This is a genomic window from Streptomyces montanisoli, assembly GCF_017813245.1.
Taxonomy (GTDB): Bacteria; Actinomycetota; Actinomycetes; order Streptomycetales; family Streptomycetaceae; genus Streptomyces; species Streptomyces montanisoli.
In genome coordinates this window covers 1-24,873 of record NZ_JAGIQL010000022.1, presented here as the reverse complement: position 1 = coordinate 24,873, position 24,873 = coordinate 1, and the positions used below count along the sequence as shown (strand labels likewise).

20 protein-coding genes and 1 pseudogene are annotated in these 24,873 nt (G+C 71.1%); 11 read left to right on the top strand and 10 right to left on the bottom strand.

Annotated features, from left to right (window positions below; translation table 11 throughout):
• Nucleotides 1-4 precede the first annotated feature (4 nt).
• From efeB to JFN87_RS08140, 4 genes are all read left to right on the top strand, one after another.
• Nucleotides 5-1,345 carry an iron uptake transporter deferrochelatase/peroxidase subunit gene (gene efeB / locus JFN87_RS08155; protein WP_209339241.1) on the top strand — a complete coding sequence of 447 codons (1,341 nt, stop codon included), beginning with the start codon at nucleotides 5-7 and terminating at the stop codon, nucleotides 1,343-1,345.
• A gap of 119 nt (nucleotides 1,346-1,464) precedes the next feature.
• Entirely contained in the window at nucleotides 1,465-2,400 is a 936-nt protein-coding gene (gene pheA / locus JFN87_RS08150) for a prephenate dehydratase (RefSeq protein WP_209339240.1), read from the top strand.
• Nucleotides 2,401-3,030: 630 nt separating this feature from the next.
• Nucleotides 3,031-4,308 carry a serine--tRNA ligase gene (serS, locus tag JFN87_RS08145; RefSeq protein ID WP_209339239.1) on the top strand — a complete coding sequence of 426 codons (1,278 nt, stop codon included), beginning with the start codon at nucleotides 3,031-3,033 and terminating at the stop codon, nucleotides 4,306-4,308.
• The gene (locus JFN87_RS08140) at nucleotides 4,305-5,150 is read left to right on the top strand and encodes an HAD family hydrolase (protein WP_209339238.1); all 846 of its coding nucleotides are present in this window, start codon (nucleotides 4,305-4,307) and stop codon (nucleotides 5,148-5,150) included. Before serS ends, JFN87_RS08140 begins: the two co-directional genes overlap by 4 nt.
• Nucleotides 5,151-5,246: 96 nt before the next feature.
• On the opposite strand, the gene JFN87_RS08135 is transcribed toward JFN87_RS08140, so the two are convergent.
• The 3 genes from JFN87_RS08135 to JFN87_RS08125 form a co-directional block, all read right to left on the bottom strand.
• On the bottom strand, nucleotides 5,247-5,993 hold the full coding sequence (locus tag JFN87_RS08135) for a 5-formyltetrahydrofolate cyclo-ligase (RefSeq protein WP_209339237.1): 747 nt from the start codon (nucleotides 5,991-5,993) through the stop codon (nucleotides 5,247-5,249).
• Nucleotides 5,990-7,309 (bottom strand): helix-turn-helix domain-containing protein, encoded by a 1,320-nt coding sequence (locus JFN87_RS08130; RefSeq protein WP_209339236.1) that lies wholly within the window; start codon nucleotides 7,307-7,309, stop codon nucleotides 5,990-5,992. The genes JFN87_RS08135 and JFN87_RS08130 overlap by 4 nt, the downstream gene beginning before the upstream one ends.
• 192 nt (nucleotides 7,310-7,501) lie before the next feature.
• Nucleotides 7,502-8,740 (bottom strand): IS256 family transposase, encoded by a 1,239-nt coding sequence (locus JFN87_RS08125; RefSeq protein ID WP_209339235.1) that lies wholly within the window; start codon nucleotides 8,738-8,740, stop codon nucleotides 7,502-7,504.
• A gap of 178 nt (nucleotides 8,741-8,918) precedes the next feature.
• On the opposite strand from JFN87_RS08125, the gene JFN87_RS08120 reads away from it, so the two are divergent.
• Both JFN87_RS08120 and JFN87_RS08115 read left to right on the top strand, forming a co-directional pair.
• Entirely contained in the window at nucleotides 8,919-9,338 is a 420-nt protein-coding gene (locus JFN87_RS08120) for an ATP-binding protein (protein ID WP_209339234.1), read from the top strand.
• Between the two features lie 98 nt (nucleotides 9,339-9,436).
• A complete protein-coding gene (locus JFN87_RS08115; RefSeq protein ID WP_209339233.1) occupies nucleotides 9,437-10,366 on the top strand; it encodes a porphobilinogen synthase in 930 nt (309 codons plus the stop codon).
• Here the strand turns inward: JFN87_RS08115 and hemC are convergent.
• The 4 genes from hemC to pdhA all read right to left on the bottom strand — a co-directional run bounded on the left by hemC (nucleotide 10,353) and on the right by pdhA (nucleotide 15,569).
• Complete coding sequence (gene hemC / locus JFN87_RS08110; RefSeq protein WP_209339270.1) at nucleotides 10,353-11,285, bottom strand: hydroxymethylbilane synthase; 933 nt, start codon at nucleotides 11,283-11,285, stop codon at nucleotides 10,353-10,355. The genes JFN87_RS08115 and hemC overlap by 14 nt on opposite strands.
• Nucleotides 11,286-11,771: 486 nt before the next feature.
• Nucleotides 11,772-13,283 (bottom strand): dihydrolipoamide acetyltransferase family protein, encoded by a 1,512-nt coding sequence (locus JFN87_RS08105; protein WP_209339232.1) that lies wholly within the window; start codon nucleotides 13,281-13,283, stop codon nucleotides 11,772-11,774.
• A gap of 13 nt (nucleotides 13,284-13,296) precedes the next feature.
• On the bottom strand, nucleotides 13,297-14,277 hold the full coding sequence (locus JFN87_RS08100; protein WP_209339231.1) for an alpha-ketoacid dehydrogenase subunit beta: 981 nt from the start codon (nucleotides 14,275-14,277) through the stop codon (nucleotides 13,297-13,299).
• Nucleotides 14,278-14,279: 2 nt separating this feature from the next.
• A complete protein-coding gene (pdhA, locus tag JFN87_RS08095; RefSeq protein ID WP_307865360.1) occupies nucleotides 14,280-15,569 on the bottom strand; it encodes a pyruvate dehydrogenase (acetyl-transferring) E1 component subunit alpha in 1,290 nt (429 codons plus the stop codon).
• A 340-nt stretch (nucleotides 15,570-15,909) separates the two neighbouring features.
• Between pdhA and JFN87_RS08090 the strand changes: the two genes are divergently transcribed.
• Nucleotides 15,910-16,578 carry a response regulator gene (locus JFN87_RS08090; RefSeq protein ID WP_443732200.1) on the top strand — a complete coding sequence of 223 codons (669 nt, stop codon included), beginning with the start codon at nucleotides 15,910-15,912 and terminating at the stop codon, nucleotides 16,576-16,578.
• A 105-nt stretch (nucleotides 16,579-16,683) separates the two neighbouring features.
• On the opposite strand, the gene JFN87_RS33560 is transcribed toward JFN87_RS08090, so the two are convergent.
• On the bottom strand, nucleotides 16,684-17,334 hold the full coding sequence (locus JFN87_RS33560) for a hypothetical protein (protein WP_245178948.1): 651 nt from the start codon (nucleotides 17,332-17,334) through the stop codon (nucleotides 16,684-16,686).
• Between the two features lie 30 nt (nucleotides 17,335-17,364).
• Between JFN87_RS33560 and JFN87_RS08080 the strand changes: the two genes are divergently transcribed.
• The gene (locus JFN87_RS08080) at nucleotides 17,365-17,787 is read left to right on the top strand and encodes a hypothetical protein (RefSeq protein WP_209339229.1); all 423 of its coding nucleotides are present in this window, start codon (nucleotides 17,365-17,367) and stop codon (nucleotides 17,785-17,787) included.
• Nucleotides 17,788-17,961: 174 nt separating this feature from the next.
• Here JFN87_RS08080 and JFN87_RS08075 read toward each other — a convergent pair whose 3' ends face one another.
• Complete coding sequence (locus JFN87_RS08075) at nucleotides 17,962-18,468, bottom strand: ATP-binding protein (protein WP_307865359.1); 507 nt, start codon at nucleotides 18,466-18,468, stop codon at nucleotides 17,962-17,964.
• Nucleotides 18,469-19,190: 722 nt separating this feature from the next.
• On the opposite strand from JFN87_RS08075, the gene JFN87_RS08070 reads away from it, so the two are divergent.
• The gene (locus JFN87_RS08070) at nucleotides 19,191-19,649 is read left to right on the top strand and encodes a pyridoxamine 5'-phosphate oxidase family protein (RefSeq protein ID WP_209339227.1); all 459 of its coding nucleotides are present in this window, start codon (nucleotides 19,191-19,193) and stop codon (nucleotides 19,647-19,649) included.
• Nucleotides 19,650-19,652: 3 nt separating this feature from the next.
• Nucleotides 19,653-20,699, top strand: a complete 1,047-nt coding sequence (locus JFN87_RS08065) for a phosphotransferase (RefSeq protein ID WP_209339226.1) — start codon at nucleotides 19,653-19,655, stop codon at nucleotides 20,697-20,699.
• 59 nt (nucleotides 20,700-20,758) lie between these two features.
• Here JFN87_RS08065 and JFN87_RS08060 read toward each other — a convergent pair whose 3' ends face one another.
• Nucleotides 20,759-22,462, bottom strand: a complete 1,704-nt coding sequence (locus JFN87_RS08060; protein WP_209339225.1) for a protein kinase domain-containing protein — start codon at nucleotides 22,460-22,462, stop codon at nucleotides 20,759-20,761.
• A 522-nt stretch (nucleotides 22,463-22,984) separates the two neighbouring features.
• Here JFN87_RS08060 and JFN87_RS08055 point away from each other — a divergent pair.
• A pseudogene (locus JFN87_RS08055) lies at nucleotides 22,985-24,685 on the top strand (Stk1 family PASTA domain-containing Ser/Thr kinase); the annotation flags it as partial.
• Nucleotides 24,686-24,873 lie beyond the last annotated feature (188 nt).

Sequence of the window (24,873 nt, the reverse complement as noted above, 5' to 3'; positions counted from 1 at the left end):
GCCAGTGACAGACACTTCGAAGACTACGAACAGCGCGGGGACGGACGACGGCGGCAGGCATCGGGGGGAGGAGCACCCCGCGCCGGCCGACGCGCGTGCGTCCGGGGCACGCGTCAGCCGGCGCGGGGTGCTCGGCGCGGTGGGCGCGGGCGCCGTCGGCGGTCTCGTGGTCGGCGCGGGTGGCGGGATCGGCGCGTACGCCGCGACGCGGCCCGCCGCGCCCACGCCGCTGACCCACCTCGGCTCCGACGCCGTCGCCTTCCACGGCACCCACCAGGCGGGCATCTCCACGCCGATGCAGGCCGTCGGCCACCTCGTCGCCTTCGACCTCGCGCCCGGCGCCGGGCGCGCGGAAGCCATCGCGCTGCTGCGCCGCTGGACGGCGTGCGCGGCGCCGATGACGGAGGGGCGGCCTGCGCCGGGCCACGACACCGACGTCGCGCTCGACGAGGGCCCGTCCGCGCTGACCGTCACCTTCGGCTTCGGCCGAAGCTTCTTCGACCGCACGGGCCTCGTGAAGCAGCGCCCCGTCCAGCTCGACCCGCTGCCCGCGTTCTCCTCCGACCACCTCGACCCGGCCCGCAGCGACGGCGACCTGTGGATCCAGGTCGGCTCGGACGACGCGCTCGTCGCCTTCCACGCGCTGCGCGCGCTGCAGAAGGAGGCCGGGTCCACCGCGCGCGTGCGCTGGCTGATGAGCGGCTTCAACCGGTCCCCCGGCGCCACGGCGCACCCCATGACCATGCGCAACCTGATGGGCCAGGTCGACGGCACCGGCAACCCGAAGCCGTCGGAGCCCCGGTTCGGCGAGGAGATCTTCGTACCGGCGAAGCCGCACGGAACGCTCGCGAGCCCCGCGTGGATGGCGGGCGGCTCGTACGCGGTGGTGCGGCGCATCCGCATGCTCCTCGACGACTGGGAGAGCATGCCCGTCGGCAAGCAGGAGAAGGTCATCGGCCGCCGCAAGTCGGACGGGGCGCCGCTCACCGGCGGCACCGAGGACACCGCGATGGCGCTGACGAAGAAGGGCCCCGACGGCGAGCTCGTCATCCCGGCCGACGCGCACGCGCGCATCGCGCAGCCGTCGGCGAACGGCGGGGCGGCCATGCTGCGCAGGTCCTACTCGTACAACGACGGCCTGCGCGGCGACGGGAAGCCCGACGCGGGGCTGCTGTTCGTCGCCTGGCAGGCGGACCCGCTCAAGGGATTCGTGCCGGTGCAGCGCAAACTCGACCGGGGCGACGCCCTGTCGGCGTTCATCAGGCACGAGGCGAGCGGCCTCTTCGCCGTGCCGGCGGGCGCCGCGAAGGGCGAGTACGTGGGGCAGCGCCTGATGGAGTCCTGAGGGGCGGGACGGCCCTCGGACGGCGGGCAGGACAGCCCTCGGCCGGCGGGCGGTCCTGCCCTCGCCCGGCGGGTGGGACGGCGCCGCCCGAGGGGTGGGACGAGCGCTAGTGTGGCCGCATGTCGGCCACGCGCTATACGTATCTCGGGCCCGAGGGCACCTTCACCGAAGCGGCCCTTCGCACTCTCCCCGAAGCCGCCACCAGGGAACTCGCGCCGATGGTGTCCGTACCCGCGGCGTTCGACGCCGTGCGGGCGGGCGAGGCGGCCGGCGCGTTCGCCGCGATCGAGAACTCGGTGGAGGGCGGCGTCACCGCGACCATCGACGAACTGACCGGCGGCGAGCCGCTGATGATCTACCGCGAGGTGCTGCTGCCGATCACGTTCGCGCTGCTGGTGCGGCCGGGCACGGCCCTGTCCGACGTGCGCACGGTGACGGGCCACCCGGTGGCGCAGCCGCAGGTGCGCGGCTGGCTGCGCGGCCATCTGCCGGACGCCGCCTGGGAGTCGGCCGCCTCGAACGCGGACGGCGCGCGGCTGGTGCGCGAGGGCAAGTACGACGGCGCCTTCGCGGGGGCGTTCGCCGCCGCCACGTACGGCCTCGAACCGCTGGTCACGGAGATCCACGACGCGGCGAACGCGGTCACGCGCTTCGTCCTCGTCGGGCGCCCGGGGCGGCCGGCGGCCAGGACGGGCGCCGACAAGACGTCGCTGGTCATCTGGCTGGGCGAGGACCAGCCGGGCGCGCTGCTCGACCTGCTGCAGGAGTTCGCGGTGCGCGGGGTCAACCTGATCCAGATCCAGTCGCGGCCGACCGGCGAGGGCATGGGGAAGTACTGCTTCGCCATCGACGCGGAGGGCCATGTCGCCGAGCGCCGGGTCTCCGAGGCGCTGATGGGGCTGCGGCGGATCTGCCCGCAGGTGCGCTTCCTCGGCTCGTACCCGCGCGCCGGGGTGGCGCAGGCGGACGTGCGGCCGCCGCGGGCCGGCACGTCGGACGCGGACTTCATCGAGGCGGCGGAGTGGCTGGCGCGCAGCCAGGACGGCCGCTCCTGAGCGACGGCGCAGGCCGGGCGCGTGCGGCCGGACGCGTGTGGCCGGACGCGTGTGGCCGGACGCGTGTGGCTCGGCGCCGGGCCCCCAGCCTGTGGATAACTCGGCTAGTTATCCACAACCCCGAGTCTCGACCTGAGGACAAGTCGACAACGCGGGCCCGTTTCGTCGACAAATATCCCGAGTCACCCTTTCCCTGTCCACAGCATGTGCGGAGGGATGAACGTCCTCACTCCCGGTGACTGTCTCCCCAGAGGCATCATTCCCACCCGAAGGAGTGGGAATTGCAGGTTTGAAGGGGGATTTGTCCGACCGGGAGCCGCTACGGGAAATGATCTTTGGCATTGTCCACAGAATCTTTCCCCGCCCTGTGGATAACTTTGAGAAAGGTTACGGTCGCTGTGGACAAGACCCGCCAAGTGCCCCCGCACACAGGGGACGTGGGTCAAGGCGAGCGCGGCCCGCTACCCCCGGCCGGGGAATTCGGGCCGTCTTGTTGACCAACGCCGACGCGGGCAAAGATCATTTTCCGGCACCTCGCACAATCACGGCAAAATCCGACAAGAAAGACATAACATCTCCCCTGTGGATATCAGGTCGGCCGGGACGGCGACCACCGGTAGCCTTGGCCGGGTGATTGACCTTCGCCTGCTCCGTGAGGACCCCGACCGTGTCCGTGCCTCCCAGCGCGCCCGTGGAGAGGATGTCGCCCTCGTCGACGCCGTGCTCTCCGCCGACGAGCGCCGCAGGTCGTCCGGCCTCCGCTTCGACGAGCTCCGCTCCGAGCAGAAGTCGCTCGGCAAGCTCGTCCCCAAGGCGTCCCCGGACGAGAAGGCCGAGCTGCTCAAGAGGGCCGAGCAGCTGAAGGCCGACGTGAAGGCCGCGGACGCCGCGCAGCACGAGGCGGACGAGGAGGCCAGGGCGCTGCTCCTGCAGCTCGGCAATGTCGTCCACCCCGACGTGCCGGTGGGCGGCGAGGAGGACTTCACGGTCCTGGAGACGTACGGCACGATCCGCGACTTCGGCGCGGAGGGGTTCGAGCCGAAGGACCACCTGGAGCTCGGCGAGGCGCTCGGCGCCATCGACATGGAGCGCGGCGCCAAGGTGTCGGGATCCCGCTTCTACTACCTGAAGGGCATCGGCGCGCTGCTGGAGCTCGCGCTCGTCAACGCGGCGGTCGCGCAGGCCACGGCCGCCGGGTTCACGCCGATGATCACCCCGGCGCTCGTGCGCCCGCAGGCCATGGAGGGCACGGGCTTCCTCGGCCAGGCCGCGGGCGACGTGTACCACCTGGAGCAGGACGACTACTACCTCGTCGGCACGTCCGAGGTGCCGCTCGCCGCGTACCACATGGACGAGATCATCGACGCGGACAGGCTGCCGCTGCGGTACGCGGGCTACTCCTCGTGCTTCCGCCGCGAGGCCGGCACGTACGGCAAGGACACACGCGGCATCTTCCGGGTCCACCAGTTCGAGAAGGTGGAGATGTTCTCGTACACCACGCCGGAGGAGGCGCGGGCCGAGCACCTGCGGCTGCTGGAGTGGGAGAAGGAGTGGCTGCTCTCGCTCGGCCTGCCGTTCCAGGTGATCGACGTGGCCTCGGGCGACCTGGGCGCGTCCGCGTCGCGCAAGTACGACTGCGAGGCGTGGATCCCGACGCAGGGCAAGTACCGCGAGCTGACGTCCACGTCGAACTGCGACGGGTTCCAGGCGCGCAGGCTGTCGGTGCGGATGCGGGACGGCAAGCAGGTCAGGCCGCTCGCCACGCTCAACGGCACGCTCTGCGCGGTGACGCGCACGATCGTGGCGCTCCTGGAGAACCACCAGCAGGCCGACGGCTCGGTCTGGGTCCCCGAGGTGCTGCGGCCCTACCTGGGCGGCCGCGAGCTACTGGAGCCGGTCGCCAAGTGAGCACCGAGCGCGGCGCGGCGCCGTTCCCGTACCGGCTGGTCGCGACCGACCTCGACGGCACGCTGCTGCGCGAGGACGGCACGGTCTCGGCCCGCACGCGCGCGGCGCTCGCCGCCGTGACCGCGTCCGGCGCCGCGCACGTCGTCGTCACGGGCAGGTCCGTGCCCTGGACGCGCGACATACTGGAGGACCTCGGGTACGAGGGCCTCGCGGTCTGCGGCCAGGGCTCGCAGCTCTACCACGCGGGCGAGCGCAGGCTCCTGACGTCGCTCACGCTCGACCGGTCCGTCGCGCGTCTCGCGATCGCCAAGGTGGAGGCGGAGCTCGGCCCGCTCGCGCTCGCGGTCAGCCAGGACGGCACGGACGGCACCGTCCTGATGGACGAGCGGTACGTGCTCGGCGGGCGCAAGCCGGCCCGCGCGAAGGTCGTCGACGACACGGCCAGGTTCTGGGACGCGCCGGTCAACAAGGTCTACCTCCAGCACCCGCGGCTGACCGACGACGAACTCACCCGCGCCGCGCGCGGCGCCGTCGGCGGCCTGACGGACGTGGTCATGGCGGGCCCCGGCGTGGTCGAGCTGGTGCCGGTCGGCCTCACGAAGGCCCGCGGCCTCTCGCTCGCGGCGCGCCGGCTCGGCCTGCGCGCCGACGAGGCCATCGCGTTCGGCGACATGCCCAACGACATCCCGATGTTCGCCTGGGCACGCCACGGCGTGGCGATGGCGGGCGCCCACGAGGAACTGCGCGCCGTCGCCGACGAGATCACGACGTCCAACGACGAGGACGGCGTCGCGGTCGTCCTGGAACGGCTGCTCGCCCACGAGGGCGTGGCCGGGGCCTGAGCACGACGGACTGCGCACCGGTCCTTGCCGCCTCTCCTCCCCACCGTGTTCCCTCGGGAGGTCGGCTACTCGCCTGCCCGCTCCCGCCAACAGGTGTCAGATGCCGGCGCGCGGGGCGCGGGCTGCGAGCACCGGGATGGATGCGATCTTCCGGCGGTCCAGGTGGTCCCAGACAAGTCCGGATGGCCGGTGAGGCGCGGGGCAGCTGATGATCCGCTCGGGTGTCACGATCACATCGACGCCGACATCGTGCGCGGTGGCAGGCAGGTCGCCGTCGAGAACCTGCAGCCCATGCACGGTGGTGACGACGACAGTGTGCTCACCGATCAGTCCTGCCTCGGTGAGGAACGCGAACTCCAGGTCGGAGTAGCCGGCTCCCTTGCCGATCCGTACCCCCGCTCGGTTCACGGCCACGCTGCCCAGCACCACCATGTCCACCGGCCGGAGGGAGTCCACCCCCACCTTGGGGGCGATGCCGGCGGCGACACGGCTGGAGGCGGCTTCCGCCGGCGGGACGGTGAGGACCGCGGGATCGAGCAGGTAGAAGGGGTGGAGGTCCGCCAGCTTGGGTACGGCCATGAAGACGGTCTTGCCCTCGGACAACGCGAGGGCGCGGACAGGAAGCTGGGCCTTGTCGGGCACAGACTTGATCACCGCGGAGTCCTTCCAAGCAGGTAGCTCGGCGAGTCTCGCGGCGGCCTCCTGAGATCCCTTGAAGTTCGGGATGCGCCCGTGGACGGTGACGTCGTGGGTGACGCCGACAGCGTCGAGGACATCCCACACATGCTCGCGCACCTGCTGCTTCTCGCGATCCACGTCCGCGAACACCTGACCCTCGCTCATCCCGCCTCCATGAGTGCCATCAGACGATCCTGTGCCTCCTGTACCGCGTTCTCGCCACGCCAGGGACGCAGCTCGCGCGCGGCACGGAAGACCAGGTTCATTCCACCACCCCCGCGAGTCCCTTGAAGCTCGTCGACGGCCTCATTGAACACGGCAAGTGCGGCATCGAGGTCGCCCTGGCGGATCGTGGTCAGCGCGAGGTTGCCCAGGACGATCGCCCGTGACTTGCGGCGACCTGCCATCCGCGTAGCGGTGTCTCGTAAGAACTGTTGTGCCTTGTCGTAGTTCCCGAGCGACAGGTAGCAGGAGCCCGCGAGGCGCCCGAAGTGAGTTGGGGTGAACAGTTCGTGGCCCGCGTCGGTCCCGTCTGAGCGTTCGAGGTGCCTTTCAGCGCCCAGCAGAGCGCGCTCGCATGCGCTGTGTTCGCCGAGGAGCGCGTAGGCCTCCGCAGCGTGCAAAAGAGCGAGACCTGACAGGGCATGGCTGGTCTTGCGGGTGGTCCGCGCCGCCTGGAGGGCGAGTTCGAGTCCCTGCCGGTGGTCGTTTGCTCCGTACAGGGCGATGTAGCAGGTGCGCAGTAGAGCATGTCCCTCAGTCGCCGGGTCCTGCAGATGGCGCGCCAATTCCAAGCTCTGTGCGTAGTAGGCGCGCGCAGACTCGTGGTCGCGCCGCTGTGACGCATCCCAGACCAACTGCCCCATAAGCGTGGCCGCATCGGCTTGCAGGGAGCGCAGTTCGCGCTGAACGCGCCCGGCCGGCGCCTCATCGGCGAGGAGAGCGATCTGATTGAGTTGTTGCCCGGCATCCGCGATGAGTGCCGCCGACGGGACGGTGTCGTATCGGCCTGTCAGGTTACCCATTTCGGAGCGCATCTCCGCAGCCACGACCAGATCGACTGCCGACGGGCTACGCAGAGCGCGACTCACGCGCTCAGCTCGGCTGGAAGCCGTAGGCGCCACGGTCAGCAGGTCTTCCAACGTCTCGGTGCTGATCCGGAAGAGTCGCGCCAGGCGGGGCCTTTGGAACGGAAGGGGGCTCGACTCGGCGGACTCCCATCGCCTGACCGTGGAACGCTCAACCCCGAGAGCTTCAGCGAGGGACTCCTGGGTGTAGCCCAGAGCACGACGGCGCCGCACGAGTGCGTGCCTCTTCACCGCCACGGGCGTTCTCTCCCCAATTGTCCTCAGTTCTCGCGCCACACCGTTGTCCCTGGTAGAGGGCGGGTGTGCCCCATCGTTGCGCCGTCTTCGCCCCAATTCTGCTCTGGTTTCGCCGGACAGGGAGCGGTTCCGTGGATCTGCTCGGACGGACCGCATCGCGCCGGCCGCCCATGATTCTGCCGACGAACTACAAGGAGACCTGTTGCCGTGTACCCATGGCTTGGACCCGGATGTGGCGCGCCATCATGCACCGCCGCAGGCGACTTGCCCGCCCGCCGCCCCTCCCTCTGGGGTCACGTCCGCTGGAGTGGTGTAACGACGGCCACTCGGTGATCTCGTCTTTTGAGGCTATGCGGTGAGTTCGGTGGGCAGGTCGGTGTCGTCGGTTTCTGACTCGATCGGGTGGAGGCGGGCCTTGGCGAGGAGGTCGAGGCCCATGTAGCGGCGGGCTTCGGTCCACTCATCGTTCTGCTCGGCCAGGACCGCGCCGACCAGGCGGATCACGGCGGTGCGGTCGGGGAAGATGCCGACGACGTCGGTGCGGCGGCGGATCTCCTTGTTCAAGCGTTCTTGCGGGTTGTTCGACCAGATCTGCCGCCAGAGCTCACGCGGGAAGCCCGTGAACGCCAGCAGGTCGTGCTGAGCTGTATCCAAGTGGGCCGCTGCCTTGGGGAACTTGGCTTCCAGAGCCTGAAGGACGTGCCGCATCTGGGCCGTCACCGCGTCGGTGTCGGGCTGTTCGAACACGGTTCGCAGCAGGGTTGCGACCCAGGGCTGGGCTGATTTCGGGACCTGGCTGAGCAGGTTGCGGGCATAGTGGGTGCGGCAGCGCTGCCAGGATGCGCCGGGCAGGGTGGCGCCGATCGCGTCGACGAGGCCGGCGTGGGCGTCGGAGACGACGAGCTGGACGCCGGACAGGCCGCGGGCGACGAGGGAGCGCAGGAAGGCGAGCCACCCGGCGCCGTCCTCGGCGGTCGCGACGTCCAGGCCGAGGATCTCGCGGTGCCCGTCGGTGTTGACGCCGACCGCGACCAGGGCGTGGATGTTGATGATCCGGCCGCTTTCTCGCACTTTCTGGGTCAGGGCGTCGACCCAGACGAAGGTGTAGGGCCCGGCGTCGAGCGGCCGGTTGCGGAACGCGGTGACCTGCTCGTCCAGGTGCTTGGCCATGGCGCTGACCTGGGACTTCGAGAGTTGGGTGACGCCGAGGGACTCGGCGAGTTTCTCGACGCGGCGGGTGGAGACGCCGAGGAGGTAGGCGGTGGCGACCACCGAGATGAGTGCCTGCTCCGCCCGCCGGCGGCGTTCGAGGAGCCAGTGCGGGAAGTAGCTCCCGCTGCGGAGCTTGGGGACGGCGAGTTCGACGGTGCCGGCGCGGGTGTCCCACTCGCGCGGGCGGTATCCGTTGCGGTGGTTGACCCGTTCGTCGCTGACCTGCCCGTATTCGGCGTTGCAGACGGCGTCGGCTTCGGCGGACATGAGCGCGTCCGCGAACGTCTTGACCATCGCGCGCAGCAGATCGGGACTCGCCGCGGCGAGGTTGTTCTCGGCGAGGGCGTGCAGGGGCAGACTGTCCGGTGCGGTCATCGTGCTGATCTCCTTCAAAGACTTGGTCGTCTTGAAAGATCAGCCGGTGGCCGTTCGTCTATGCGGGACTCATTCCGATGCCGGAGCAAACCCCCGGATCAGGTCGAACCCATACACCACTTCCCTGGACGCAACCCCCTCTGGCGATGTCACCTCAACAGGAAGGAGACGAGGACGCATGGCTGAGTCGTGTGAAACCCGGTTCAGCCGCGCGGCCGCGTGCATCGGCGAGGCTCGAGCGTTCATCCGAGACGCGCTTCCCCTCGAGCAGTTCCATGACCGCATTGACGACATCACGCTCTGCGTCTCCGAACTGGCCACCAATGCCCTACAGCACGGCACCCCTGCCGGTCGTCTCTTCCTCGTACGCGCAACTCTGGATGAGAGCGTTCTGCGCATCGAAGTGCACGATGCGTGCGAGAGCCGGCCGCGACTTCGATCACCGGACGACGACGATACGTCAGGGCGTGGTCTCGCGCTTGTCGCTGCTCTCGCCGATGGCTGGGGGACCGCGCCTCGGAAGGGTCTCGGCAAGATCGTCTGGGTCGAGTTCAAGGTTCCCGCCTCGATGTCCGTGCGTGAGCCTCAGCCATGCTGACCGCCGCTCGCACCAGAGGAATCCGAGCGTCAGGCGCGAGCCGTCACGCAATCGGTCACACCCGCCGAGCCCCCACCTTGACTCTCAAGGAGAAGCAATTGCCCCTCCAGCGCTCAGTCGTACGCAACTTCCTCGACGCTCCCAGGCTGACCTCTGCCGACCTGTCCATGGTCTTCCTGATGAGAGAAGACGACGACACAAGGCCACGGCCGATGCCCACACTGACCGTGAGGGAGGTGCCCGAGACGGTCCGGGCTCTCGAATCCCTCGGCGTGAAATCCGTGAAGATCTTCGCGGGATCCAGGGTCAGGGACGCCCGGGCGTCTCAGGGCATTTCTCCCATCGGCCTCATGTCCCGTGCCATCGCTGCCGCCAAGAAGACCGCTCCGGACGTGCTCGTGATGACGGAGACGTGCGTCTGCTCGCACACCGACTCGGGCGAGTGCTGGCTCACCGACGAGCGCGGGGGAATGGACCTGTCGCAGACAATCGTGAACTTGACCGTCCAGGCTGTCATGCAGGCCGACGCCGGTGCGGACATCGTCGGGCCCGCCGCGATGATCTCCGGATCCGTTCGCGCCGTCCGCGAAGCACTCGACTCGGCAGGGCACAAGGCGGTGGGCATCATGCCGCACCTGATCTTCGAGTCGTCCCTCTACCAGGGGTACAGGCAATCGATGGGTGCTGTTCCCCGCTCGGGCACCCGTGCGTTTCAGATCGATCCTGGCCGACCCGAGCGGGCTGTTCATGTGGCGCGGGAGATGGTCGACGAGGGCGCGGACGCGATCCTCACCGAGCCGGCCCTCCACACCGTTGACACACTCGTGCACCTCAAGGACAAGATCCCTGTCCCCCTGGTGCCGTTTTCGGTGTCGGGCGAGTACCTGCGCCTGACGGACTGCCGCGACGACGGCAGGCGAGACGTGAAAGGCCTGATCGAGGCGTACACCGTTCTCAAGCGTGCGGGTGCCTCCCGGGTCATCACCTACGGGGCCCTGGACATCGCGCGCGAACTCAGAACGTCCTGATCGACCTCAGGATGTCGGCTGCGCCCCGCGCGAGGAGATCTGTCGCGATGGACACGCCGAGCTTTTCGGCGTCGTCGATCGGTCCTTCTCCGGCCGCCGTAACCTGCTGGGCACCGTCCTTGGAGGTCACGGCGGCGCTGAGAGACAGGACACCGGCAGGCTCGACTCGGCACCAGGCTCCGACCGGGACGGAGCAGCCTCCGTGCAGTTCGGCCAGCAGTGCGCGCTCGGCTCGCACGCACGCGTCCACCTGTGTGTCTCCTGTCCCTGCCAGCAGTGCGGCAACTGGAGAGCCGGCACGGACCTGGATGCCGAGCGCGCCCTGACCGGGAGAGGGAGGGAAGACAGCGGGGTCGAACACCTCATGGGCCTCCGGCATCAGGCCGAGCCGGTGCAGGCCCGCTGCTGCAAGGATCACCCCGTCAAGGCTGCCCTTTGTCGTCCGGGCGAGCCGCCCGGGAACGTTTCCCCGAACCGGCACAACCTCCAGGTCCGGACGTAGGGCGAGAAGCTGGCCGACGCGGCGCGGTGCTCCAGTGCCAACCCGTGCGCCCTTCCGGAGGCCCGCCAACGTCGATCCGCACAGCACGTCGCGTACGTCCTCCCGCGGTCCTGGGGTCGTCAGAAGGATCGTGCCCTGGTGCACGGAGGTGGGGAGGTCCTTGAGCGAGTGCACGATCACATCAACCTGCCCTGTGACCAATGCCGCTTCCTGGTTCGTGGAGAAGGCGCTGCCGTCCGCCGTCCTGGCAACCTCGGCGAGGGTCGAAGTCACACGGTCACGGTCCCCGCCTTCGAGGATGATCTGCCGCTTGAACGTCACATCCGGAAATCGCCGGGTGACAGGCGCGAGCCACTCGGCGACCTGCGTCCGAGCCAGCCTGCTGGCTCGGGAACCGACGCGTACCACATCACTCATCCAGGCCAACCTCTCGCCGTGTCAGGCTTGTTGGCGGCCTATCGTACGTCCGTCGAAACCACGCGCTTTCCGACAGATTGTCACCAAAGGAGCTCCATGGCGGACCGACACCTTGGCCGGCGGTCCTGGCCGGAGCCTCACGCGTCTCGCTGACAGCTCTTGCCCCTCGGTAAGGCGCGGGGAGGGGGCGGCCCGCGCGGATGCGCGCTCGAAGCGGCCGCCCCCGGACAGCACGCGGGCGGCACGACGCGGCGGCGGGCGTGTGGGCCCGGCGCGGTGCTCGCCTGCGCTGTCCCGCAAGACGCGCCGCGAGCGGGGACTCACCGTCCCCCGCGGTGCGCCTGACCCGGTCCCGGCGGACCTTCGGGGTGCGCCTTGCTCGAACCAGTGTGCCTACGCACCGCCCGACATGCCATCGAATATCCGGCACGGCCGCCGGTGACCGGCCACCGCGCGGCCGCTTCTCGGCGGCCGCGCGGCCGGTGCCTACGCCCAGGTGATCAGGCGCTTCGGGCGTTCCAGGATCGCCGCCACGTCGGCGAGCGCCTTCGAGCCGAGTTCGCCGTCGACCAGCCGGTGGTCGAAGGAGAGCGCCAGCGTGGTGACCTGACGCGGCTTCACCTTGCCCTTGTGGACCCACGGCTGGAGCTTGATCGCGCCGACCGCGAGGATCGCCGCCTCGCCCGGGTTGAGGATGGGCGTGCCCGAGTCGACGCCGAAGACGCCGACGTTGGTGATCGTGACCGTGCCGCCCTGCATGGCGCCGGGGGTCGTGCGGCCCTCGCGCGCCGTGGACACCAGCTCGCCGAGCGAGGCGGCGAGCTGCGGCAGCGCCTGCTCGTGCGCGTCCTTGATGTTCGGCACGATCAGGCCGCGCGGGGTGGCCGCGGCGATGCCCAGGTTCACGTAGTGCTTCTGGACGATCTCCTGGTTCGCCTCGTCCCAGGCCGCGTTGATGCCGGGGTTGCGCTTGATCGCGACGAGCAGCGCACGCGCGATGAGCAGCAGCGGGTTGACCCGCAGCCCCGCCATGTCGCGGTCCGACTTGAGCTCCTCGACGAGCTTCACGGTACGCGTCACGTCGACCGTGACGAACTCCGTGACGTGCGGCGCGGTGAAGGCGCTGCCGACCATGGCCGCCGCCGTCGCCTTCCGCACGCCCTTGATGGGCGTCCGCGTCTCGCGGGCCCCGGCGGGGCCGGCGGAGGCCGCGGGCTGCTCGGGCGCCCGGGTGGGCGCCGACGCCTCCGGCGCGGTCTCGTGGGCGGGCTCGGGCTCCGGTACGGGCGTGGTGCCCGCCCCTGCCCGCGCGGCCGCAGCGTGCACGTCGTCGCGGGTGATGATCCCGTCGGAGCCCGTCGGCACGACGGCCGCGAGGTCGACGCCCAGGTCCTTCGCCAGCTTGCGCACCGGCGGCTTGGCCAGCGGCCGCTCGCCGGAAGGAGCGGGAGAGGGGGCAGGCGCCGGGACGGGGGCGGGTGCCGGGACCGGTGCGGGTGCAGGTGCAGGTGCAGGTGCGGACGGCGCCTCGGGAGCCGCCGGGGCCGCAGGAGCGGCCGCGGTGGCCGCTGCGCGCCTCGGCCTGCGCTTCGTGGACGACTCCGCCACCCCGTAGCCGACGAGCACGGGCGTACGGGCGGGGGCCGCCGCGGGCTCCTCCGTCCCCTCCGTCCCCTCCGTCCCTGCGGCGTCGGACTCAGCGGGCTCGGTCTCCTCCGGAGCAGCCGCCGCGCCCGCCACGGCCACCGAGATGATCGGTGCGCCGACGTCGACCGTCGTGCCCTCCTCGAAGTGCAGCGCGCGCACCACGCCGTTGTAGGGGATCGGCAGCTCGACGGCGGCCTTCGCCGTCTCCACCTCGCACACCACCTGGCCGTCCGTGACGGAGTCGCCAGGCTGTACGTACCACTTGAGGATCTCCGCCTCCGTGAGCCCCTCGCCCACGTCCGGCATCCTGAATTCGCGAGCGCCCGCGGCAGCGGACGTGTCAGTCGTCATCGTGCGGCTCTCCTCAGTACGCCAGCGAGCGGTCGACGGAGTCGAGCACCCGGTCGAGGCCGGGCAGGTACTCGTCCTCCACGCGGGCCGGCGGGTACGGCGAGTGGAACCCGCCGACCCGCAGCACCGGCGCCTCCAGGTGGTAGAAGCACCGCTCCGTGATCCGGGCGGCGATCTCCGCGCCCGAGCCGTAGAAGACGGGTGCCTCGTGCACCACCACGAGGCGGCGGGTGCGCTCCACCGACGCCTGGAGGGTGTCGAAGTCGATGGGGGACATCGACCGCAGGTCGACGACCTCCAGCGACTTGCCCTCCTCCGCGGCGGCCGCGGCCGCCTCGACGCACACCTTGACCATGGGTCCGTACGCGGCGAGCGTCAGGTCCGTGCCCTCGCGCACGACCTTCGCACCGTGCAGCGGTCCCGGGATCGCCTCCGTGTCGACGTCGGCCCTGTCCCAGTAGCGCCGCTTCGGCTCGAAGAAGATCACCGGGTCGTCCGTCTGGATGGCCTGCTGCATCATCCAGTACGCGTCCGACGCGTTCGAGGGCGAGACGATCTTCAACCCGGCGACGTGCGCGAACAGCGCCTCGGGCGACTCGCTGTGGTGCTCGACGGCGCCGATGCCGCCGCCGTACGGGATGCGGATGACGACGGGCATCTTCACGGTGCCCAGCGAGCGGGCGTGCATCTTGGCGAGCTGCGTGACGATCTGGTCGTACGCGGGGAAGACGAAGCCGTCGAACTGGATCTCGACGACGGGACGGTACCCGCGCAGCGCGAGCCCGATGGCCGTGCCGACGATGCCGGACTCGGCCAGCGGGGTGTCGATGACCCGCTCCTCGCCGAAGTCCTTCTGCAGGCCGTCCGTGACGCGGAAGACGCCGCCGAGCTTTCCGACGTCCTCGCCCATGACGACGACCTTGGGGTCGGTCTCCAGCGCCTTGCGCAGCGATTCGTTGACCGCCTTGGCCAGGGAGAGTTTCTGCACGCTCATGATCACTCGCCCCCCTGGGCCGGCGCGTCCGCGCCGTCGTCGAACGATGCCTGGTACGCGGCGAACGCCTTGCGCTCCTCGTCCACCTGGGAGCTGCCGTCCGCGTAGACGTTGTCGAAGATCGCCATCGGGTCCGGGTCGGGCATGGCGCGCACGGTGTCGCGCACGTGCTGCCCGAGGGTCTCGCTCTCCTGCTCGAGGGCGGCGAAGAACGCGTCGTCCGCGTGCCCCTCGCGCTCCAGGTACCTGCGCAGCCGCAGGATCGGGTCCTTCGCGGCCCACGCCTCGCGCTCGTCGTCGGAGCGGTACTTCGTCGGGTCGTCGGAGGTCGTGTGCGCGCCCATCCGGTACGTGAACGCCTCGACCATCATCGGTCCCTCGCCGCTGCGCGCGTGTTCGAGCGCGGCGCGGGTGACGGCCAGGCAGGCCAGCACGTCATTGCCGTCGACGCGTACGCCGGGGAAGCCGTAGCCGCGGGCGCGCTGGTAGAGCGGCACGCGGGTCTGGCGCTCCGTGGGCTCGGAGATGGCCCACTGGTTGTTCTGGCAGAAGAACACGACCGGCGCGTTGTAGACGGCCGAGAACGTGAACGCCTCGGCGACGTCGCCCTGGCTGGTGGCACCGTCACCGAAGTACGCGACCACCGCGGAGCCCGCGCCGTCCTTGGCGACGCCCATGGCGTAGCCGGTGGCGTGCAGCGTCTGCGAGCCGATGACGATCGTGTACAGGTGGAAGTTGTTGCTGTTCGGGTCCCAGCCGCCGTTGTTGACGCCGCGGAACATGCCGAGCAGGTTGACCGGGTCGATACCGCGGCACCAGGCGACGCCGTGCTCGCGGTACGTCGGGAAGACGTAGTCGTCGTCGTCGAGCGCGCGGCCCGAGCCGATCTGCGCGGCCTCCTGGCCGAGCAGCGACGCCCACAGGCCCAGCTCGCCCTGGCGCTGGAGTGACGTCGCCTCGCCGTCGAAGCGGCGGGTGAGCACCATGTCGCGGTACAGCCCGCGCAGCGTGTCGGGCGTCAGGTCGGCGACGTAGTCGTCGTAGTCGGGGCGCGCGATGCGCTCGCCCTCGGGGCTGAGCAGCTGTACGAGGTCGTCCTCGGGGTGCTCGTCGGCCACGGCCACGGCCCCCGCCTTGGCGGCGCGGCCCTTGGTGGCCTTGGCGCCCTTGGCGCTCGCGGCAGCCTTGCGCTGCCCCGAGGCACGGGTGCTCTTGCCCTGCTGCCCGCCCTTGGCGGTCTTCGCCGGTTCACCGCTTCGCGGTTTCCGCGCGGTGGTGCTCTCCACGGTCACGTGCGTGTCCCTCCGTCTTTCCGGCCACCCGGGATCCGCCGGGTACCAGTGCGGCTCCGTCCGGGTCCCCGGCCGCACGGGGTGGGTGCGGCGGCGGATGGGCCCAGACGTGACAGGTGCCCCGGCGAGCACCTTCGAAAAGGCACGTTACCCAGAGTGCAGCCTGACCGCGAAACCCTGGTTGACCTGCGATTTTCCTTGGATTTCCAAGTAAATCGGAGGGCCGGGCACGCAGTCGCTGGTCAGGGCATCGACAACAGCCTCGCAGGCTGCCGGGACAACGGCACGTTATCCCGGCGCTTCGGCGGCAGGGAAGGGGTGAATGTGTGACACTTCGATTGTGGGAGAAACCGAAGAAAAAGGCGCAATCACCGTATTCCTCCTTGACGACCACGAGGTCGTCCGGCGGGGCGTGCACGAGCTGCTGTCCGTCGAGGAGGACATCGAGGTCGTCGGCGAGGCGTCCACGGCCGCCGACGCGCTCGTGCGCATCCCCGCCACCCGTCCTGACGTGGCGGTGCTCGACGTGCGCCTGCCGGACGGCAGCGGCGTCGAGGTCTGCCGCGAGATCCGGTCGGCCGACGAGGACATCAAGTGCCTGATGCTGACGTCGTTCGCGGACGACGAGGCGCTCTTCGACGCGATCATGGCGGGGGCGTCCGGCTACGTGCTCAAGGCGATCCGCGGCAGCGAGCTGCTGACCGCCGTACGTGACGTCGCCGCGGGCCGCTCGCTGCTCGACCCGGTCGCCACGGCGCGGGTGCTCCAGCGGCTGCGGGACGGCGACAACCCGCGCACCGACGACAAGCTGTCGGGCCTCACGGACCAGGAGCGCAAGATCCTCGACCTGATCGGCGAGGGCCTGACGAACCGCGCGATCGGCGAGCGCCTGCACCTCGCCGAGAAGACGATCAAGAACTACGTCTCCGGGCTGCTGTCCAAGCTGGGCATGGAGCGCCGCTCGCAGGCGGCGGCGTACGTGGCACGCCTCCAGGCGGAGAAGCGCTGACGCGCACCCGGTGTGCGAGGCCCCGCCCGGGAGGCCTCGGCCAACCGTATGAACCCGTCCATGGCCGTCCAGCCGGTTGGGACGGGGCAGGCGCCATGGGGCTCGTCACGCGGCCCGCAGGGCATCAGCGAGTGCGGCTCGGCCGGGGGTGGCCGAGGGTAGGGAGCGGTAGACGCTGAGCGCCCGGGTGCGGGTGAGCCCGTGGCGGTAGGAGCCGGGGAGCGCGTCGAACGCGCCCGTGGCGATGTCGGCCGCCTCGTCGGGTGCACCATCGTGGAGACGGCACGCGGCGTGATCGATGTCGAGGAGCGCACGCGTCATGAGAGACGGCGTTCGAGTGATCTCCAGGGCGCGCCGCTGTGTGTCGTGGGCGCGGCCGGTCTCGCCGAGGAGGGTCAGCGCCTGGCTCATGTGTACGCGGTGCTTCTGTTCCGGATAGCCCACCCACGTATCAGCCTGCTGCCTCGGGGTGAGCCGGTCGGCGATGGTCTCGGCCTCGTTGATGGCGGCCAGCGCGACGGGACGGTTCCCAGCGACGGCGTGGGCGCGCGCGGCCACCGCGGTGGCGAGCGCCGCCGCGGCGCTGGGCCGTGTCCCGGCGAGGTGACGGGCCTGGTCGGCAAGTTTGGCCGCGACGGCAGGGGGATCGCGCTGCACCTGCCCACCGGCACGTCGGCCGAGCTGCGAACGCAGGTACTCAAGACCCTGCGGGGCCTTCAGGCCGAACCGAGGCTGGTGCGCGGTGGCCCCTGGCATGAGGACACCAACACTCGGCTGCGTGACACCTTGCGGACACATGCGGGCCCGGGATGGCATCTGTTCGCGGACTCGGACGAATTCCAGGCGTACCCGGTGCCGCTCGCGGACACCATCGCCGCAGCGGAGGAATCCGGGACGCCCACCGTCGGCGGACTCCTCCTCGACCGCGTCACACGGGACGGCAGGCTGGGCCCTTGGACCCCAGACGTCGGGCTGGACGCCACGTACCCGCGGGGCGGCTTCGTCACGCACAACGTGCTGGGCGGGGACCCGCGCAAGATCGTCATGGCTCACTCATCGGTCGATGTCGCCTCGGGCCAGCATCGGGCCCCTGGCAACAGCCCCGTGAACACGCCGGTGCCCGTGCACCACTTCAAGGCGGAGCAAACTCCGGGAGATCGTGGAACGCCGGGCCGCGCACTGGTCCGACGGCTCGTGGACGACACGTAGCCCAGCGCTCCTGTCGGAGGCCAGGCGTCTCCTCGATCACCTCGACCGGCACGGCGGCCGGATCACGGCCCGGCCAGGAATGCCACTGCGTCCCGTGAGTCTCTGCGAGGTGCCGGACTGGTGGAACGAGGAGGCGACCACGTTGGTCTCGTCGTGGAAGCCTCCCCGGCGTCCTCACAGCCAGCCAGGAGGGATGACCTCCTCACCCTCGCCGGATGGCGGCTCGAACCTGTCGTGGAAGTCGTCCAATGCGCTCTCCGTGACCGTGAGCGCATTGGCGTCCGCGCGGGAGCGGTTGCGTTCGTCCAGTCGGCGCAACAGCTCCGCACGCTCCACCGGAAAGTACAGCAACCGCGTCCGTGCCCCCGTCGAGTGCGCGAGCTGCGCCCACTCCGCACGGTCCTTTCGCAGCCACAGTCCATGGTCGAGAACGACGTCCTGCCCTTGCGTGACCAACTCGACCAAGCGGCGCCGGACCTCCTCTACCGCTGGGGCCTCCAGCTCGAAGTACTTCCACTCCGGATAGTCGACGCCGTACCGGCCGTGTCGCTCGAAAACCAGCTCGTCCACGGAAAGCCGCACCGCCCCGGCCGGCTCCAGAACCCGCTTGGAGTACGTCGTCTTTCCCGATCCAGTGAGACCCACCAGCAGGGCCACCACGGGCCCACCCTGCTCGTCCACGGCCGTCCTTCCCTCCCCATGTCCTCGGGCCGGCCTGCCACTGGGTCGCCCATCTCGCGCGGGCGATCCGTCCGCATCAAGCAGGGAGCTGCCCGGCCCGCCCTTCGTACACAGCACCGGACGGGAGCGTGGTCGCCGTCCGGTGCCGGGGGTACGCATGCTCTTCAGTCGCTCGCAGCGCAGGATGAAGAGGCCGGCCCCTCCGTCTCCTGTGCTTGCTTCGAGGGCATCGGAGCAGGACGGGCGCTACGCACCCGACCCATGGTCCACGGCGACGCGGACATTCCTTCCCGATGGCTGGTCGGCGACGCGGCCGCAGCGGCGGACGATGAGCAGTGCTGCGGTGCATCACCAGCACTGTGCCCGCATGCTACGGCGAGCAGCAGAAGAGCGAGGAGGCCGGCAAGGCGCACGGGGTGGACGGCGGCTGGGCGCTCAATCCTGGCGGCCATCTTCTCCGACACCTCACTGGCCTTGGTTCCTCTACGGAGAGTACGACTGCCGGAGCGTTCCGGTCAGCCAGGAACGCCCCCATCATGCGTAGACGTCGCCCTTGATCCCATCTCAGAGATCGGCCACGAACATTGGGCTTGTTTGGCGTCGCTCGGCGGCCAGTTCCGTATGGACGGGTGGGCGGACCCGCAGCACTCGGGACCTACGGCCTCATTTCTCGGGGCCGTCTCCTCTTTCGGAGCGGCGGGCCGGTGACGCAGGGTGGTGACATGCCCACCGAAGCCCCCGACGTCACAGAGGCCACCGCCCTCCTGGCGCGTGTCCCCTACGGAAGGCTCGCGGCGACCCTGCGTGCCATGCCGTTCGTCGCACCCGCACGCCATGTCGTCCTGCCCGGCGCCCTGCTCCTGCGCATGCACGCGGGGCTCGGCTACCACCGCGCGTGCAGCGGCAGCGTCGTCGCGTACGGGGCGGACAACCTGGCCCCCGGCAGCGCCGCGCAGGACCAGGAGCCGCGGTGGTCGGTCCAGTGCATCGGCACCGCGGTGACCGTGCGGCCGACGGACGAGGAGAGCGCGCTGTTCGGGCCCGAGCCGCTGCTGGTGGACGGGGAGCGGTTCGACGCCGTCTACCTGCGGATCGTGCCCCGGCTGACGTCCGTCCACCGGCTGCTGCCGCGTGGGTCCGGGGAGCGACCGAGCGAACACGCAGCGTCAACTACCATCTGACGAGTGCCGCGCTCATCTGCCACTCTCGTCCCACCCGTCCCAGGACCGCCCCTGCGCGCCCTGTTGCACCACTACCGGATCGCGGGCGAACCCGTCTCGTGCGAGCCGGTCACCCAGGGCCTGCTCAACCGCGGCTACCGGGTCGCGACCACGCGCGGCGCGTACTTCCTCAAGCACCACCTGGACGGCGATCCCGAGGCGATCGTCCGCCAGCACCGCGCCACGCAGCGCCTCCAGGAGCTCGGCGTGCCGGTCGCACCGCCCGTGGAGGGCGCGGGCGGCGACACGGTCGCCGTCATCGGGGGCCGCTGCTACGCGCTGCACCCCTGGATCGACGGCAGGCACCGCGACGGCGCGCAGCTCACGGCGCGCGCCTCGCGGCGCCTCGGCGGCCTGCTCGGCCTCGTGCACACCTGCCTGGACCACGTGATGGGCGACGGCGCGACGGGTGGCGTGCAGCAGCAGGGCGCCGCGCACGAGAGCAGGGACCCGGCCCGCACGTTCCAGGACATCGCCGAGCTGCTGGCGCTGGCGCGCGGGCACTCCCCCGGAGACGCCTTCGACGAGCTGGCCGTCCACCGCCTCGTCGAGCGCAGGGAGCTGCTCGAACGCCACGCGCACCGCAGGCCGCCGCCCGGCGCCGAGCCCGCCCCCGGCTGGGTGCACGGCGACTTCCACCCGCTGAACCTGCTCTACCGGGGCGTGGAGCCCGCCGCGATCGTGGACTGGGACCGGCTCGCGGTCCAGCCGCGCGCGGAGGAGGCCGTGCGGGCCGCCGCGATCTTCTTCGTACGGCCGACGGGGGAGCTGGAGCTGACGAAGGTGCGCGCGTACGCGACGGCGTACCGGCGGGCGGCCGGCGCGGACGCGCGCGAGCTGGCGGCAGCCGTGCACCGGGTGTGGTGGGAGCGGCTGAACGACTTCTGGGTGCTGCGCTGGCGCTACGTGCGCCACGACCGCAGGGCCGACCCGCAGTTCGCGGCGGTGTCGGCCCTCGCGGTGTGGTGGACGAAGGAGTACGAGGCGGTGCGCGACGCGTTCACGTCCTGACGCGCGGCGCCCCGGAGGCGGGCGCGGGCGGGCGCCCGCCTCCGGGGCGTTCCGGGGCATCAGTTGCCGAGCGTGCCCGCGACCGCCTTGCCCGTCGGACCGGCGCCCGCGCTGCCAGCGTTCGCGCTGCCACCGTTGGCGTTGCCCGCGCTGCCGCCGTTGCCCGCGCCGCCGTTGTCGTTGCCCGCGCTGGTGCCGGCGTCGGTGCCGCCGTTGCCGTTGCCCGCGCTGCCGCCGCTGTCGCCGCTGTCGCCGCCCGTGGTCGGGGACGACGACGGGGGCGGCGACTGGTCCCCGCCCGTCGAGCCGTCACCCGACGTGCTGGTGTCGGACGGCGTCGGCGAGTCCGAGGACTTCTGGTCCTGGGAGTGCGACGGCGTCGGTTTCTGGTGGGTCGTCGAGTAGCCGGAGCCGCCCTGGTCGCCGCCGCTCGTCGAGTCCTGCGGCTGCCCGGTGTCCTGCGTCTGGTCCTCCGTGGGTGCCGGCAGCTTGGACCCGTGCGGCTGCGAGACGGTCGGCGCCGGGTTCTGGTTGTCCGGCTTCTTGTCCCCGTTGCCCATGCTGTTCAGCGCGAACGCCACTCCGCCGACGATGGCGACCAGCGCGAGCGCGACGAACAGCAGCATCTTGCCGCGCGCGCCCCGCTGCCCGTTGCCCGCGGCGCCGTTGTAGCCGGTGTAGCCGCCGTCCTCCGGGTTGATCGGCGGCAGCATGGGCCGCTGCGCGGTCTCGCCGTACTGCCCGTACCCGGCGCCGGCGCCCATGGCCGCGGTCGCCCCCGTGTTGCCGAGCGCGGCCGTCGTCGCCGGACCCTGCGGCAGGACGGCCCCGGTGTTCCACGTGCCGGTGAAGCCGCCCTGCTGCTGGAGCATCTGGAGCCCGTACTGGACGAGCCCGCGCATCTCCTCGGCGCTCTGGAAGCGGTCCTCGGGCTCCTTCGCCAGCGACCGCATCACCAGCCCGTCCAGCTCGGGCGGGCAGTCGTTGGAGACCTCGGACGGCGGCACGGGCGCGTCCTGGACGTGCTGGTAGACCACCGAGAGCGGGGTCTCACCGACGAACGGCGGACGCTGCGCGAGCAGTTCGTACAGCAGGCAGCCCGTCGCGTACAGGTCGCTGCGGTGGTCGACGGCCTTGCCCAGCGCCTGCTCGGGGGAGAGGTACTGGGGCGTGCCCATGACCATGCCGGTCTGCGTCATCGTCGACTGCGCGCCGTGCAGCGCGCGTGCGATGCCGAAGTCCATGACCTTGACCGCGCCACTGTCCGTGATGATCACGTTGGCGGGCTTGATGTCGCGGTGCACGATGCCGTGCTGGTGCGAGTAGGCCAGCGCCTCCAGCACACCGGAGACGATGATCAGCGCCTGCTCGGGCGGCGGCGCCTCCGCGTTGAGCAGCAGGTCGCGGATGGTGCGGCCCTCGACGAGCTCCATCACGATGTAGGGGACGGTCCTGCCGCCCACCGTGTCCTCGCCCGAGTCGTACACCGCCACGACCGCGTGGTGGTTGAGCCCCGCGACCGACTGGGCCTCGCGCGTGAAGCGCGCCTTCGCGACCGGGTCCTCGGCCAGGTCCGACCTGAGGAGCTTGACGGCCACGGTGCGGCCGAGCCGCACGTCCTCCGCGGCGAACACCTCCGCCATGCCGCCTCGGCCCAGGCGGTGCGTCATGCGGTACCGGCCGTCGCCCACCAGCCCGCCGATGCCCCAGGAGTCCCCAGCATCCGGCGTAGCGCCGCCGCCTGCTTCGGGTTCGGGTGCCATCAGTCCTCGCCGTCGTCTTCTGTCCGCGGCCCGCCGCGTGTCGTGCGCCGCGCGTGCTTCACGGTGTATGTGGAATGTCGTGGGGGGTGTCGCGGGAGCAGTGCCGTCGCGCCCGCTGCTGCCGGTCACGCTACAGGGTTCGCACGGCACCCCGGGCCCGGACGGACCGGCCATCAAACCCGCCGGCGCGGCCCCTGCGCAAATTACGTGCCTCTTCTGTGGGCCTTCCGGAAGCGTTGCTGTACGTACGGTCACGGAACGGGAACCCGAGCTTGACGTGTCTGCGCCCTCCGGCAGACTTGGCGCGTAACGAGGGGATCGGATGGCCGATTTCCCACGGCCACGGTCATGCGGACACGGTCGCCGCGCCCGCGCTCCGGTCCGCCCGGTGCGCCCCGGCGGGTACCGCGTCCCAGGGGGAGCACAGCCATGAGTCAGGACGGCGCGCACGGCGGCGACGGGGTTCCATCAGGGCCGGGCGGCGGGGGGCCGGGAGCACAGGCCGCCGGCGGACCGGGGGCCGGGGGGCAGGAAGCCGGCGGGGGGCAGGCAGCCGGCGGGGGGCCGGGCGCCTCGCTCGCCGGTGGCCGCTATCAGCTGCGTGACCTGTTGGGACAGGGCGGAATGGCGTCGGTCCACCTCGCCTACGACGCCGCGCTAGACCGGCGGGTCGCGATCAAGACGCTCCACTCCGATCTCGGCAGGGAGCAGTCGTTCCGCGAGCGCTTCCGCCGCGAGGCGCAGTCCGTGGCCAAGCTCTCGCACACCAACATCGTCTCGGTCTTCGACACCGGCGAGGACGAGCTCGGCGGCGCGCTGATGCCGTACATCGTCATGGAGTACGTGGAGGGCAAGCCGCTCGGCTCCGTGCTCCAGGCCGACGTGGCGCAGTACGGCGCGATGCCGGCGGGCAAGGCGCTCACGATCACGTCCGACGTGCTGGCCGCGCTGGAGACCAGCCACGAGATGGGTCTCGTCCACCGGGACATCAAGCCGGGCAACGTGATGGTCACGCCGCGCGGCGTGGTGAAGGTCATGGACTTCGGCATCGCGCGCGCCATGCAGTCCGGCGTCACGGCGATGACGCAGACGGGCATGGTCGTCGGCACCCCGCAGTACCTCTCGCCCGAGCAGGCACTCGGCCGTGGCGTGGACGCGCGCTCCGACCTCTACTCCGTCGGGATCATGCTCTTCCAGCTGCTGACCGGGCGGCTGCCGTTCGACGCGGACTCGCCGCTGGCCATCGCGTACGCGCACGTCCAGGAGGAGCCGCCGGTCCCGTCGTCCGTCAACCGTGCGCTCCCGCCGGCCGTCGACGCGCTGGTGGCGCGTGCGCTGCGGAAGAACCCGAACGAGCGCTTCCCCGGCGCGGCGGCGATGCGCGCCGAGTGCCTGCGCGTCCTCGCGGCCATCGGGCAGGGCGCCGCGCCCGCGATCGTGCAGGGGGCCCCGCGGGCGAACAGCGGCTCGGGCGTGGGCTCCGCGGTGTTCCCGCCGGTCGACCAGGCGCAGTCCGCGCCGGGGCAGTCGGCGCCGGGTCAGTCGGCGCCGGGTCAGCTCGCGTCCGGGCAGCCCGGCTCCGGGCAGCAGACGCCGGGCGCCTCGTACGCGCAGCCGGGACCCTACGGCTCCCCGGCGCCCTATCCGGGCCCGTACGGCACTCCCCCGCCGGGGCAGCAGGGGTACGGGTACGGATACCCGCAGGGGCAGCAGGGCGGCCTGCCGCCGACCCCTCCGCCGTACACGCTCTCCCCGCAGCCCGGCGGCGCGGGCGGGCCCGGCGGCAAGCGGAAGCGGAGGATGCCGCTCGTCATCGGCGCGGCGGTCGTCGTCCTCGCGGCGGCGGGCGGTGTCGTCGCGGTACTGAACTCGGGCGGGGGCTCCGGCGGCGACCAGGCGTCGGGGAAGTCGAGCACGGGCCCGTCGACCGCGGGCTACCGGGCCCCGGAGCCCAACAGGACGATGCGGGACGACGCCTGCACGAACGCGTACAAGGACTACAGCGACGCGACGAAGGTCGACGCGCCGGACTTCCGCTACAAGGACATCAGGTCGGTCAAGGCCTGCATGAACAAGGTCGGCTGGAAGGTGAACGAGACGGACGTCGACAACGGCGCGTACGCGGACGGCCAGGTGCTCGAACAGCACCCGGCGCCCGGCGACCCGGTCGACCCGAAGGAGCAGACGTTCGACCTGAAGGTGTCCACGGGCAAGACGGGGTGACGCCCGAGATGCCCGTTTCATAGCCTTATGTGACGCTGGTTCGGTGATTCCAAGGCTGCGCACCCCCTGCGCCCTGGCCGTCGCGTCGGTGCTCATCGCCGCGCCCGTCGCACGGGCGGACGGCTCCGGCGGGGCGGCGGCCCAGCGGTCGCCGTCCCCGCATGCCACCGCCTCGCTCGCCGGGCGGG

Bases quoted from the DNA above. Each gene is read 5' to 3' on its own strand.
- JFN87_RS33560 (WP_245178948.1), bottom strand. From the start codon at position 17,334: ATGCCAGGGGCCACCGCGCACCAGCCTCGGTTCGGCCTGAAGGCCCCG.
- JFN87_RS08105 (WP_209339232.1), bottom strand. From the start codon at position 13,283: ATGACGACTGACACGTCCGCTGCCGCGGGCGCTCGCGAATTCAGGATG.
- JFN87_RS08135 (WP_209339237.1), bottom strand. From the start codon at position 5,993: ATGAGCGAGGGTCAGGTGTTCGCGGACGTGGATCGCGAGAAGCAGCAG.
- JFN87_RS08130 (WP_209339236.1), bottom strand. From the start codon at position 7,309: ATGCGGTCCGTCCGAGCAGATCCACGGAACCGCTCCCTGTCCGGCGAA.
- JFN87_RS08060 (WP_209339225.1), bottom strand. From the start codon at position 22,462: ATGGCACCCGAACCCGAAGCAGGCGGCGGCGCTACGCCGGATGCTGGG.
- hemC (WP_209339270.1), bottom strand. From the start codon at position 11,285: ATGAGTGATGTGGTACGCGTCGGTTCCCGAGCCAGCAGGCTGGCTCGG.
- JFN87_RS08120 (WP_209339234.1), top strand. From the start codon at position 8,919: ATGGCTGAGTCGTGTGAAACCCGGTTCAGCCGCGCGGCCGCGTGCATC.
- JFN87_RS08100 (WP_209339231.1), bottom strand. From the start codon at position 14,277: ATGAGCGTGCAGAAACTCTCCCTGGCCAAGGCGGTCAACGAATCGCTG.
- JFN87_RS08125 (WP_209339235.1), bottom strand. From the start codon at position 8,740: ATGACCGCACCGGACAGTCTGCCCCTGCACGCCCTCGCCGAGAACAAC.
- JFN87_RS08070 (WP_209339227.1), top strand. From the start codon at position 19,191: ATGCCCACCGAAGCCCCCGACGTCACAGAGGCCACCGCCCTCCTGGCG.
- pheA (WP_209339240.1), top strand. From the start codon at position 1,465: ATGTCGGCCACGCGCTATACGTATCTCGGGCCCGAGGGCACCTTCACC.